Source organism: Thauera sp. GDN1, assembly GCF_029223545.1.
Classification (GTDB): Bacteria; Pseudomonadota; Gammaproteobacteria; order Burkholderiales; family Rhodocyclaceae; genus Thauera.
The window spans coordinates 3777229-3789504 of the sequence record NZ_CP097870.1 but is presented as its reverse complement, the minus strand read 5'-3'; the positions used below and the strand labels follow the sequence as shown (position 1 = coordinate 3789504).

Here is a 12276-nt window from a genome sequence, read left to right as displayed (position 1 = left end):
CCGTGTCGGCGGGCTCAGCCGAAGCGCGCACGAAAACCTGCCGGCACCGGCACCTTGCGCCGTTCGCGGTAGTCGAAGAACACGATGCCGGTCTTGCCGCGGGCGACTTCGCGGCCGCTGTCGGCCTCCGCCATGCGCCACACCAGGTCGCAGCCGAACTCGCCGAAGTCGGTGGCCGCCATGTCGACCTTCATGCTCTCGCCGTGGAAGGCCTCCGAGCGGTATTGCAGGGCGGCATCGGCGACGATGATGCCTACGCCCTCGACGTCGAGCTCGGAGTAGCCCATCGACTTCAGGAAGCGCAGGCGGGCCTCGGACACCACGCCCAGCAGCTGCGCGTTGTCGAGGTGGTTGCCGTAGTTGATGTGGGAGATCAGCAGCGGGATGGCGGTGCTGAAGGCGAAGCGTTCGGGCAGGTCGATCCTGATGCGGGCCATGGGCAGGGCGGCGTCGAGCGCGGGCTTGAGAAAAGGAAAGGCCCGAGCGTAATAGCCCGGGCCTGCAGGGGGCAAGCCGCGTGCCGCTCAGCCTTGCGACGGAATGCGCAGCACCTGTCCCGGATAGATCTTGTCCGGGTGGCTCAGCATCGGCTTGTTGGCCTCGAAGATCGCCGGGTACTTGTTGGCGTCGCCGTAGAACTTCTTCGCGATCGCCGACAGGGTGTCGCCGCGCACCACGGTGTGGAACTGCGCCTCCGGTTCTTTGCGGGCGACCGACAGCTTGTTCTCCACCTCGGCGACGCCGGCGACGTTGCCGGCGGCGAGCAGGATCTTCTCGCGCGTGGCCTGGTCCGGCGCGGTGCCGGTAACGGTGACCAGCGAGCGGGCGCCGTCGAAGCTGACACCGAGGTCGGGCGGCGCGAGCTTGAGGGCGACGATGTAGTTGTGGATCGCTTCCGCGGCCGTCGCGTTGGCGGTCGCCGGGTCGGCAGCCTTGGCTTCGCCTGTGCCGAAGAGCTTTTCGCCGGCTTCCTTGATGAATGCGAACAGACCCATCTGAACCTCCTGTCGTGTGAAATCTCGCGTCCAGCATAAACGCTTGCGTCGGTGCGGTCCATGCGCCCGGGGCGCGGCGCCGGCCTCGTTCCCCGGTGTCAGCAGGCACGGAATTAGTGCGCGCTTAGGTGCTTGTCATGGTGCGGATGGTTTTGCCGAAAATCATGCACCGGAACGGTGAATCTGATGCACAATTATGCGCAATCACGCGATGGCCTCGGTTAATCCCGAGGCCATCGCGTGCGCGCGTGTGCTCACTTTTCTTGTCGTCAATCAATCCATGGGTCCAACATCATGAAATATCAGTCCCTCGAGGAGTTTCTGGCCTACGTCGAACAACGCAATCCTGGCCAGCCCGAGTTTCTGCAGGCGGTCAGCGAGGTCATGGAGAGCCTGTGGCCCTTCATTTCGGCCAACAAACGCTACGCCGAGAATGCGCTCCTCGACCGACTGATCGAACCCGAACGCGTGATCATGTTCCGCGTGTCCTGGGTCGACGACAAGGGTGATGTCCAGGTCAACCGCGGCTACCGCATCCAGCACAGCTCGGCGATCGGCCCCTACAAGGGCGGCCTGCGCTTCCATCCCTCGGTGAACCTGTCGATCCTGAAGTTCCTCGCCTTCGAGCAGACCTTCAAGAACGCGCTCACCACGCTGCCGATGGGCGGCGGCAAGGGCGGTTCCGACTTCGATCCCAAGGGCCGCAGCCCGGGTGAAGTGATGCGCTTCTGCCAGGCCTTCATCAGCGAGCTCTATCGCCACGTCGGTCCCGACACCGACGTGCCCGCCGGCGACATCGGCGTGGGCGGCCGCGAGGTCGGCTTCATGGCCGGCATGATGAAGAAGCTGTCGAACAACGCCGCCTGCGTGTTCACAGGCAAGGGCCTGTCCTTCGGCGGTTCGCTGATCCGTCCGGAATCGACCGGCTACGGCACCGTCTACTTCGCCAACGCGATGCTCGAGCACGCCGGCCGCGACTTCAAGGGCCTGCGCGTCTCCGTGTCGGGTTCGGGCAACGTCGCCCAGTTCGCGATCGAGAAGCTGATGCAGCTCGGCGCCAAGCCGATCACCTGCTCGGACTCGAGCGGCACCGTGATCGACGAGGCCGGCTTCACCCCCGAGAAGCTCGCCCTCCTCATGGAGATCAAGAACCACTACTACGGCCGCGTCTCCGAGTACGCCGAGCGCGTCGGCGCCCGCTTCGAGCCGGGCGTGCGCCCGTGGCACGTGCCGGTCGACGTCGCCCTGCCGTGCGCGACCCAGAACGAACTCGACGGCAACGACGCCGCCACCCTGGTCAAGAACGGCGTGATCGCCGTGGCCGAGGGCGCCAACATGCCGAGCACCGCCGAAGCCGTGAAGATCTTCGAGCACAACGGCGTGCTGTACGCGCCGGGCAAGGCCTCCAACGCCGGTGGCGTGGCCACCTCCGGCCTGGAGATGAGCCAGAACGCGATGCGCATGTCGTGGACCCGCGACGAGGTCGATGCCCGTCTGAAGGAGATCATGCTCGGCATCCACGCCGCCTGCCTGAAGTACGGCCAGCGCGAGGACGGCAGCGTCAGCTACGCCGACGGTGCCAACGTCGCCGGCTTCGTCAAGGTCGCCGAGGCCATGCTGGCCCAGGGCGTGGTCTGATCGCTCTTCGTCGGTAGCAGCAGTGGAAGCGGGCTTGCCCGCGAATCGGCCTCTGATCGAGCGCTGCTTCGCGGGCAAGCCCGCTTCCACGTTCACGCGCCGGACGGGTATCCGCCCGTCGGCTAAACTGCGCGCCGAATCCACATCCTCAGGAGCGCTTCCGATGATCCAGGCCACCATCGTCCCCGTCACCCCCTTCCAGCAGAACTGCAGCATCCTGTGGTGCGAGCGCACGAAGAAGGCCGCCGTGGTCGATCCCGGCGGCGACGTCGAGCGCATCCTCGCCGCGGTGGCGGAGCTGGGCGTGAGCGTGGAGAAGATCCTGATCACCCACGGCCACATCGACCACGCCGGCGGCACCGCGAAGCTGGCGCGCGCGCTCGGCGTGCCGGTCGAGGGACCGCAGGAGGAAGACCGCTTCTGGATCGAGGGCATGCCGCAGCAGAGCAAGATGTTCGGCTTCCCCGACGTCGAGTCCTTCGAGCCCGACCGCTGGCTGCACGACGGCGACACGGTGACGGTCGGCGAGGTCGTGCTGAAGGTCATCCACACCCCCGGCCACACCCCCGGCCACGTCGTCTTCTTCGATGAGGCGGCGCGCCTGGCGATCGTCGGCGACGTGCTGTTCGCCGGCTCCATCGGCCGCACCGACTTCCCGCGCGGCGACCACCAGACCCTGATCCGCTCGATCCGCGAGAAGCTGTTCCCGCTCGGCGACGACATCACCTTCATCCCCGGCCACGGCCCCACCTCGACCTTCGGCGAGGAGCGCGACAGCAACCCCTTCGTCGGCGCCTACGGCTGAGCGGCTGGCCGTCATCGGCAACTTCGCCGGGCCGACGATTGTTCCCCGTCCGATTCCGGCGCAATATTCCCGAGTGAGTGCCGATGCCCGTGCGTGCGGGGGTTTTTCAGACAGGGAGCATGCAATGAACAGCGAGAAGAACAAGAAGGGCTACCAGTGGCGGTTCTTCCGCTCGGGGGGCTTCGACCAGGTCCGCATCGAGACCGTCGATGACCTCCGCCACCTTGGCGAACTGGACCAGAAGCTGTGGTCGGTGCTCGCCTGCCCGACCTCCGGCCTGGAGTTCGACACCCGCACGCTGCAGCTGCTCGACGGCGACGGTGACGGCCGCATCCGTGTGCCCGAGATCCTCGCCGCGACGCAGTGGGCGTGCGCGGTGCTCAAGGATCCCGAGGTGCTGTTCCGCGGCGTCGACGGCCTGCCGCTGGCCGCGATCGACGCCGATCACCCGGAAGGCGCGAAGCTGCTGGCGACCGCGAGGAAGGTGCTCGACTACGTCGGCAAGGCGGATGCGGACGCGGTCGGCGTCGCCGATGTCGCCGACACTACCCGCCTGTTCGCGCCCGAGCACTTCAACGGCGACGGGATCGTCCCCGCCGAGCTCGCCACCGACGCCGAGCTCGCGCGCACGATCGCGCTCATCATCGACGGCTTCGGCGCCGCCGAGGACCGCAGCGGCAAGCCCGGCGTGGACCAGGAGCGGGTGACCGCCTTCTTCGCCGCCGCCCAGGCCATCTCCGACTGGTACGCCCAGGCCGAGGCCGACGCCGCCACCGTGCTGCCGCTGGGCGCGGGCACCGCGGCCGCCGCGGCCGTGTTCGACGCGGTGAGCGCCAAGGTCGATGACTACTTCACCCGCTGCCGCCTGGCGGCCTTCGACGAGCGCGCCGCGGCCGCCCTGAATCCGGCCGACACCACCTATGCCGGCCTGGCGGTGCAGGCGCTCGGCACCGATGCCGAGGGCGTCGCCGCGCTGCCGCTGGCCCTGGTCGGCGCCGGCCGTGGCCTGCCCTTGCGCGCCGGCCTCAATCCGGCCTGGGAAGCAGGGATCGCTGCGCTGCGCGACGAGGTGGTCAGGCCCGTCCTCGGCGAGCGCGACGAACTCTCCCATGCCGAGTGGCAGGATCTCGCCGCGCGCTTCGCCGCCTACCGCGCCTGGATGGGGACCAAGCCGGCCAACCCGCTCGCCGCGACGGACATCGCCGAGCTGCGCGCGCTGCTCTCCGGCGGCACCCGTGCCGCGCTCGAGGCCCTGATCCAGCAGGATCTGGGCGCGGAAACCGCAGCCGACCAGGTCGATGCGCTCGAGCGCCTGACGCGCTACAACCGCGACCTCGTGAAGCTGTTGCGCAACTTCGTCACCCTCAGCGATTTCTACGGCCGTCACGAGAAGGCCATCTTCCAGGCCGGCACCCTCTACCTCGACCAGCGCAGCTGCGAGCTCTGCCTGCGGGTGGCCGACATGGGTCGCCACGCCGCGCTCGCACCGCTGTCGGGCACCTACCTGGTGTATTGCGAGTGCGCGCGCCAGGGCGAGGCGCCGATGACCATCGTCGCCGCGATGACCGGCGGTGACGCCGACGAGATGATGGTCCCGGGCCGCAACGGCGTGTTCTACGACCGCTTGGGTCGCGACTGGAACGCCAGCGTGGTCAAGGTCGTGGAAGCGCCGATCAGCGTACGGCAGGCCTTCTGGTCGCCGTACAAGCGCATCGGCCGCATGATCGGCGACCAGATCCACAAGTTCGCTGCCGCGCGCGACCAGGCGGTCGACGCCAAGGCCGCGGCCGGCGTGGCCGATGCCGGTGCCAAGGTCGAAGCCCCCGCCGCCGCGGCTACGGCACCCGCGGCACCTTTCGACATCGCCAAGTTCGCCGGTATCTTCGCCGCCATCGGCCTCGCCCTCGGCGCATTGGGCACCGCGCTGGCGGCCGTGGTGTCGGGCTTCCTGTCGCTGCCGGCCTGGCAGATGCCGCTGGTCATCGTCGGCATCGTGGTGCTGATCTCCGGCCCGTCGATGCTGCTCGCCTGGCTCAAGCTGCGCCAGCGCAACCTCGGTCCGCTGCTCGACGCCAACGGCTGGGCGGTGAATACCCGTGCGCGCATCAATATCCCCTTCGGCGGCGCGCTCACCGGTGTGGCCGCGCTGCCGCCCGGCGCGGCGCGTTCGCTGTCCGACCCGTACGCGGAGAAGGAAACCCCCTGGGGGACCTGGCTGTTCCTGCTGATCGTGGTCGTGATCGCCGTCGTGCTGTGGCGGCAGGGCTTCCTCGACCGTTTCCTCGGCTGAGCGCAGGGCGCCGGGCCGATTCCCGGTCGGTACGGGGGCCGGTTCGCGGACAGGGGCATTCGCCTCCTGCTCGCGAACCGGCCCTTCTTCATGTGTGTCCGGAACGCCCCCGGGGCCGCCCCGGAGCGCGATCGGCTATCCTTGCGCCCCTATGCTTTCCGTCCTTCAGGTCCTGCTCAGTGGCGTCGCGACCGGCTGTGTCTACGGCCTGGTCGCGCTGTCCTTCGTGCTGATCTACAAGGCCACCGAGACGGTCAGCTTCATGCAGGGCGACCTGCTGATGGTGGGCGCCTTTGCCGCGCTCGGCCTGCACCTGCAGGTGGGGATGCCGCTGCTGGCCGCCGCCGCGGTCGCGGTGGTGGCGGTCGGCGTGCTCGGCGCCGGACTGGAACGCGCGGTGCTGCGCCGCGCGCTCGGCCAGCCGCACCTGGTCGCGGTGCTGCTGACCTTCGGCCTGGGGATGATGATGCGCGGCGGCGTCGCCTCGGTGCCCGCCGCGGCGCAGGAGGTGCACCGGCTGCCCTTCGCCGCGGACACCATCGCCCTCGGGCCGCTGGTGCTGGCCGCCAGCCATCTGTGGGTGACGCTGGCGACGGTGGTGCTCGCCGCGCTGCTCGCCGCCTTCTTCCGCTACACCCGCGTCGGACTCGCCCTGCGCGCCTGCTCCGAAGACGCGCGCGTCGCCGCGCTGATGGGCGTGCCGGTGGCGCGCATGCACACGCTGGCGTGGGCGCTCGGCGCCGCGCTCGCGGCCTGTGCCGGGCTGCTGCTGGCGCCGGTGACCTTCGTGCATCTGAACATGGGCCTGATCGCGCTGAAGGCCTTTCCTGCCGCGGTGCTGGGCGGGCTCACCAGCCTGCCGGGGGCGCTGCTGGCGGGGGTGCTGCTCGGCGTCATCGAGGCCCTCGCCGGCCTGGCGCTGCCCGAAGGCGTCAAGGACGTCGTGCCCTATGCGCTGCTGATGGCGGCGCTGCTGCTCTTCCCGCAGGGCCTGGGCGCGCGTCGCGGCGGGCGGAGCGGGGCATGATCGGGTTGCCGGGTGAGGGCAAGGCGGCTGGCGCAAGGCTGCCGGGTGCGCTGCGCAGCCTGCTGCCTTGGGCGCTGATCCTGGCGCTCGCCGTCGCCGTGCTCGGCGCCGATTACGCGCTCGGCAAGGCGACCCTGGTGGCGACCTACGCGATCGCCGGCCTCGGCGTGGTGATCGTGGTAGGCCAGGCGGGGCAGATCGCGCTCGGCCAGGCGGCGCTGGTGGCGCTCGGCGCCTATGCCCAGGCCGTGCTCGTGGCCCGTGGCCTGCCGCCGCTGCTGGCGCTGCCGGCCGGAGTGGCGGCGGGTGCGCTCGGCGGCGCGCTGGCGAGCTTGCCCGCGCGCCGGCTGGGCGGGCTCTACTTCGGCATGAGCACGCTCGCCTTCGCGCTGATCGTCGAGGAGGCCCTGGTGCGCGCCGAGGCGTGGACGCACGGCGCCGCGGGGATGACGGTGGGGGCGTTCTCGATCTTCGGCTGGCGTGCGGGTTCGACCCTGGCACAGGCGCTGGTGAGCGTGCTCGCCTTCGCCGCCGCCGCCTTCGCCTGCCGTCGCCTGCTGCGCTCGCGCCACGGCCGCGCCTGGCGCGCGGTGCGCGACGACGAGGTGGCCGCCGCCGCCTGCGGCATCGCCCCCGCCGCGGTGAAGATGCAGGCCTTCGTCGTCGGTGGCGCGCTGTCCGGGCTGGCTGGTGCGCTCTATGCGCACTGGATCGGTTTCGTCAGCCCGGAGCAGTTCGGGCTGGTGTTCTCCTTCGAGCTGCTGATGCTGGCCTTCATCGGCGGCGCGCGGCGCCTGGCCGGCGCGGCCTGGGGCGCGCTGGTGATCGTCGTGATCCCGCAGCTGATCGCGGTGGCGCGCGACCAGCTGCCCGGCGACTGGGCGCGTGCGGCAGGGCTCGAGCTCGTGCTGTTCGGTGCGGTGATCGTGGCCGTCGTGCTGCTGCGGCCCGCGGGCCTGGCCGGAAGGAATTGAGTGCGTCTGCGCGCCTGCCGCGCTTGAATTTTGCGTTGCAGCAGCCGATAGTTACAGTCTCATTTCCCGCTGCCTGTGGAGTCGAACGCGATGAGTGCCTGGAGCTGCCCCCACGACCTGAACGGCATCTGCCAGCGCGTGCGCGGTGCGATCTGCTCGCCCGGCATGCGCGGCTGCGAGCTCGAGGGCAAGGTGCGATTCGCGCGCGAGGAACTGAACCAGCCGCGCAAGCCGGTCAGGGCGCCGGTCGCGGCGGCCGGCTCCACTTCGGGCGCGGAGCAGAAGCCGGCCACGCCGCGCCGCCGCCTGCCTTTCTGAACCGGACGAAGTCGTGCATAGCATCCGCCCCCTGAGCCTTCTCCGCGGCCTGGTCGCCGCGTTCGCGCTCGCCGCGACCGCGCTGCCGGCGACGGCGGCGGAGGTCGTCGGAGACGAGATCGTCGTCGGCACCGTTTCCGACCTCTCCGGCCCGATCGCGCTGCTCGGCGTGCCGGTGCGCGACGGCATGCTGATGCGCTTCGACGAGGCCAACGCCGCCGGTGGCGTGCATGGGCGGCGCATCCGCCTGGTGGTCGAGGACGCCGGCTACGACCCCAAGCGTGCCGTGCTCGCTGCGCGCAAGCTGGTCCAGCGCGACCAGGCCTTCGCCTTCATCGCCAACATGGGCACCCCGGTGGTGATGGCGACCATGCCCATCGTCGTCGATGCCGGGCGCCTGCACCTGTTCCCGTTCTCGCCGCACCGGGCGACCTACGAGCCGCTGCATCCGCTCAAGTTCCAGAACTTCGCGCCCTACCAGGACTACATGGAAGCCGCCACCCGGCACATGGTGCGCGAGCGCGGCTACGAGCGCACCTGCCTGCTGTACCAGGACGACGACTACGGCCTGGAGGTGATGAAGGGGGTGGAGAAGGCCCTGGCCGGCCTCGAGCGCGAGCTGATCGAACGCACCAGCTACAAGCGCGGCGCCACCGACCTGTCCAGCCAGATCGCCCGCCTGCGCGCTGCGCGCTGCGATTTCGTCGTGCTCGCCACCGTGGTGCGCGAGACCGTGGCGGCGATGGCCGAGGCGCGCAAGATCGGCTGGGAGGTCGACATGCTCGTCACCGCCTCCGGCTATTCGGCGCAGACCCACGAGCTGGGCGGCGCGGCGGTGGAGGGGCTGTACGGCGTCTCGGTGCTGCCGCACCCCTACGCCGAAGGCGCCAACAGCCAGCTCGCTGCCTGGATCGAGCGCTACCGCGCGCGCTTCGACGCAGACCCCAACGTGTGGAGCGTGATGGGCTACACCCTGGCCGACCTGTTCGTGCGCACCGCCGAGCTCACCGGTCCGACACTCACGATCGAGGCCTTCGCGCGCACGCTCGAGCGCATGGAGTTCACCCGCGATTATTTCGGCAGTCCGACCTACCGCTTCACGCCGGACGACCACCTCGGCAACCGCCACGGCCGCCTGGCGCAGATCCGCAACGGGCGCTGGGAACTGATCACCGACTATCTCGAGTGAGCCCAGCCCGGATGAATCCGCCCCGCACCGTCACCGTCGCCTTCACCGGCGCCTCCGGCCTGCCCTACGGCGTGCGCCTGGTCGAATGCCTGCTGCAGGCCGGCTGCCGGGTGTGGCTGCTGTACTCGCAGGTGGCGCAGATCGTCGCCCGCCAGGAGATGGACTGGAACCTGCCGGCGCGCCCGGCCGAGGTCGAGGCCGAGCTGTCGGCGCGCTTCGGTGCGGCGCCGGGGCAGCTGCGGGTGTTCGGCCGCGAGGAGTGGTTCGCGCCGCCGGCCTCCGGCTCCAATCCGCCCGACGCGATGGTGGTGTGCCCGTGCACGGTGGCCACGCTGGCTGCGATCGCCGGCGGCCTGAGCCAGAACCTGATCGAGCGCGCTGCCGACGTCGTCATCAAGGAAGCCCGCAAGCTGGTGCTGGTGCCGCGCGAGACGCCGTATTCGGCGATCCATCTCGAGAACATGCTCAGGCTCGCCCGCCTCGGCGTGTGCATCCTGCCGCCGAATCCGGGCTTCTACCACCATCCGCAGACCGTCCAGGATCTCATCGACTTCGTCGTCGCCCGCATCCTCGACCAGCTCGGCGTGCCGCATGCGCTGATGGCGCGCTGGGGCGAGGATCGCGTGCCCGCGGCCGAGCCGGGCGAGCAGGCGCGCTGAGCCGCCGGCGCCCGAGTTCAGCCCATTCGCCCAGGAGGGCACCATGACCACGCCGCCCGAACGCCTGCCGCTGTTCCCGCTCAAGACCGTGCTCTTCCCCGGCGGCGTGCTGCCGCTGCGCGTGTTCGAGCCGCGCTACATGGACATGATCACCCGCTGCATGCGCGAGGACTCGGCCTTCGGCGTGTGCCTGATCGCCGCCGGCGAGGAGGTCGGCGAGGCCGCGGTCCCGCATCCGGTGGGCACCGAGGCGCGCATCGAGCAGTGGGACATGGCGCAGACCGGGGTGCTGAACCTGCTCACCCGCGGCGGCCGGCGTTTCCGCATCGAGGACCACGAGCTCGAGCGCGACGGCCTGCTGGTCGCCAGCGTGCGCTGGCTGGAGGAGTCGCCGGCGGAGCTGGTCCCCGAGGCCCAGGCCGATCTGCTGCCGCTGCTGCGGACCATCGTCGGCGAACTCGGCGAACGCCTGCCGCCGCCGCACGATTTCGACGATGCAGGCTGGGTCGGCGCGCGTTATACCGAACTGCTGCCGATCCCGCTGCTCGCCAAGCAGAAGCTGCTCGAGCTCGACGACCCGCTCAGCCGCCTGGAAATCCTGCAGAAGTACCTGCGCGAGCACGGCCTGCTGCCGAACCTCGCCTGAGCCGCCGCGCCCTTCAGCCGGCGGAGAACAGGTCCGGCGCGGCGAGGGCGTCGAGGATGCGCCGCACCGGCGTCGGCAGCGCGGCGTCGGCACGGGCGGCCAGTGGCTGCCAGCACAGCGCACCGTCGTCGGCCGCGTGCAGGCGGGGCTGGCCGCGGGGCGAGGCCACCCCCAGCAGCACCGGCTGCAGCTCGAGCACGAAGTGGGTGAAGGCGTGGGTCAGCGGCGCCAGCGTCTGCGCGCCGGCGATGTCCAGGCCGAAGCGCTCGCCCGCCCAGCGCGCGGCGTCGCCGCCTGCGTCCGGGATTTCGGGCAGGGCCAGCAGTCCGCCCCAGATCCCGGTCGGCGGCCGGCGCTCGAGCAGCACCGCGCCGTCATGTACGATCACCGCGTAGCGCGCGCTGCGCCGCGGCACCGCCTTGCGCGGGCGCGGCGTCGGTAGTTCGGCGACGCGCTGCTCGCGGTGCGCGACGCAGTCGGTGGCGAAGGGGCAGCGCGCGCACGCCGGGCGGCCGCGGGTGCACAGCGTGGCGCCGAGATCCATCTGCGCCTGGATGTAGCGCCCGACCTCCCGCGCCGGCAGCAGCGATTCGGCGAGACCCCACAGCCGGTTCTCCACCGCCTTGTCGCCCGGAAAACCGTCGACGCCGAAGATCCGGCACAGCACGCGCTTGACGTTGCCGTCGAGGATGGCGGCGCGCTCGCCGAAGGCGAAGGCGGCGATCGCCGCGGCGGTCGAGCGGCCGATGCCGGGCAGCTCGGCGATCCGTGCGGCGCTGGCGGGGAAGCGCCCGCCGTGCTCGGCCACGATCACCTGCGCGGCACGGTGCAGGTTGCGTGCCCGCGCGTAGTAGCCGAGCCCGCTCCACAGCGCCATCACGTCCTCCACCGGCGCCGCGGCGAGCGTGCCGACGTCGGGGAAACGCGCGAGGAAGCGCCGGTAGTAGGGGATCACCGTGTCGACCTGGGTCTGCTGCAGCATGACCTCGGACAGCCAGATCGGGTAGGGGTCGGTGCCGCCCTGCCAGGGCAGGTCGTGGCGCCCGTGTTCCCGCTGCCACGCGAGCAGGCGGCCGGCGAAGTCGTTCATGTCGCGGTTTTTCCTGTGTTTTTTTTGCATGCATCAAGGCTTTCGCCCTCGACGCTGGTCGCGTGCGCGGCGATAATCCGCGCTTCGATTGCACTGCAACAGAGCGCGGACCCACCGCGACGTCTCATTCCATGACCCAACAGAGCTTCCCGGGCGAGGATTTCTCGCGCCGCTTCCGCAACTCGCTAGGCATGTTCGCCACCGGCATCACGGTGGTGACCACGCGCACGCCGGCCGGCGAGCCGATCGGCCTCACCGTCAATTCCTTCAACTCGGTGTCGCTCGATCCGCCGCTGATCGTATGGAGCCTGGCCAAGGACCTGCCCAGCCGCGCCCTGTTCGAAGGCTGCGAATACTACGCGATCAACGTCCTCGCCGAGGACCAGACCGAGCTGTCGCAGCGCTTCGCCAGCCGGCTCGACGACAAGTTCGCCGGCCTGGCCTGCGACGAAGGGGTCGGCGGCGTGCCGCTGCTGCGCGGCTGCTGCGCGCGCTTCCAGTGCCGCAACACGGTGCGCCACGAGGGCGGCGACCACGTCGTCTTCATCAGCGAGGTGGTCGATTTCGATCGCGAGGCGCGTGCGCCGCTGATCTATTTCGGCGGCGCCTACCGCCAGCTCGAGGCCTGAGCCGGCGCGGGGAAGC

The 12276-nt window shown here is 70.4% G+C and carries 13 protein-coding genes; 10 read left to right on the top strand and 3 right to left on the bottom strand.

Annotated elements, in window-relative coordinates; genetic code table 11:
* Nucleotides 1-14: 14 nt before the first annotated feature.
* Both CKCBHOJB_RS17560 and lysM read right to left on the bottom strand, forming a co-directional pair.
* Complete coding sequence (locus CKCBHOJB_RS17560) at nt 15-437, bottom strand: thioesterase family protein (protein ID WP_281049955.1); 423 nt, start codon at nt 435-437, stop codon at nt 15-17.
* Nucleotides 438-524: 87 nt separating this feature from the next.
* Entirely contained in the window at nt 525-995 is a 471-nt protein-coding gene (lysM, locus tag CKCBHOJB_RS17555; protein WP_281049954.1) for a peptidoglycan-binding protein LysM, read from the bottom strand.
* Between the two features lie 294 nt (nt 996-1289).
* Between lysM and gdhA the strand changes: the two genes are divergently transcribed.
* The 9 genes from gdhA (at nt 1290) to CKCBHOJB_RS17510 (ending at nt 10541) form a co-directional block, all read left to right on the top strand.
* Nucleotides 1290-2633 (top strand): NADP-specific glutamate dehydrogenase, encoded by a 1344-nt coding sequence (gene gdhA, locus CKCBHOJB_RS17550; protein WP_281049953.1) that lies wholly within the window; start codon nt 1290-1292, stop codon nt 2631-2633.
* 163 nt (nt 2634-2796) lie between these two features.
* The gene (locus tag CKCBHOJB_RS17545) at nt 2797-3438 is read left to right on the top strand and encodes an MBL fold metallo-hydrolase (RefSeq protein WP_281049952.1); all 642 of its coding nucleotides are present in this window, start codon (nt 2797-2799) and stop codon (nt 3436-3438) included.
* 124 nt (nt 3439-3562) lie between these two features.
* Complete coding sequence (locus CKCBHOJB_RS17540; protein WP_281049951.1) at nt 3563-5728, top strand: hypothetical protein; 2166 nt, start codon at nt 3563-3565, stop codon at nt 5726-5728.
* 151 nt (nt 5729-5879) lie between these two features.
* Complete coding sequence (locus CKCBHOJB_RS17535; RefSeq protein ID WP_281049950.1) at nt 5880-6755, top strand: branched-chain amino acid ABC transporter permease; 876 nt, start codon at nt 5880-5882, stop codon at nt 6753-6755.
* A complete protein-coding gene (locus tag CKCBHOJB_RS17530; RefSeq protein ID WP_281049949.1) occupies nt 6752-7729 on the top strand; it encodes a branched-chain amino acid ABC transporter permease in 978 nt (325 codons plus the stop codon). The genes CKCBHOJB_RS17535 and CKCBHOJB_RS17530 overlap by 4 nt, the downstream gene beginning before the upstream one ends.
* A 90-nt stretch (nt 7730-7819) precedes the next feature.
* Nucleotides 7820-8047, top strand: a complete 228-nt coding sequence (locus CKCBHOJB_RS17525) for a hypothetical protein (protein WP_281049948.1) — start codon at nt 7820-7822, stop codon at nt 8045-8047.
* Between the two features lie 31 nt (nt 8048-8078).
* Nucleotides 8079-9236 carry an ABC transporter substrate-binding protein gene (locus CKCBHOJB_RS17520; RefSeq protein ID WP_281051721.1) on the top strand — a complete coding sequence of 386 codons (1158 nt, stop codon included), beginning with the start codon at nt 8079-8081 and terminating at the stop codon, nt 9234-9236.
* 11 nt (nt 9237-9247) lie between these two features.
* Nucleotides 9248-9895 carry a flavin prenyltransferase UbiX gene (locus CKCBHOJB_RS17515; protein WP_281049947.1) on the top strand — a complete coding sequence of 216 codons (648 nt, stop codon included), beginning with the start codon at nt 9248-9250 and terminating at the stop codon, nt 9893-9895.
* A 43-nt stretch (nt 9896-9938) separates the two neighbouring features.
* On the top strand, nt 9939-10541 hold the full coding sequence (locus CKCBHOJB_RS17510; RefSeq protein ID WP_281049946.1) for an LON peptidase substrate-binding domain-containing protein: 603 nt from the start codon (nt 9939-9941) through the stop codon (nt 10539-10541).
* A gap of 13 nt (nt 10542-10554) precedes the next feature.
* Here CKCBHOJB_RS17510 and mutY read toward each other — a convergent pair whose 3' ends face one another.
* Complete coding sequence (gene mutY, locus CKCBHOJB_RS17505; RefSeq protein WP_281049945.1) at nt 10555-11631, bottom strand: A/G-specific adenine glycosylase; 1077 nt, start codon at nt 11629-11631, stop codon at nt 10555-10557.
* 131 nt (nt 11632-11762) lie between these two features.
* Between mutY and CKCBHOJB_RS17500 the strand changes: the two genes are divergently transcribed.
* Nucleotides 11763-12260: a flavin reductase family protein gene (locus CKCBHOJB_RS17500; protein WP_281049944.1), complete on the top strand. Its 498-nt coding sequence runs from the start codon at nt 11763-11765 to the stop codon at nt 12258-12260.
* The last annotated feature ends 16 nt before the right edge of the window (nt 12261-12276 follow it).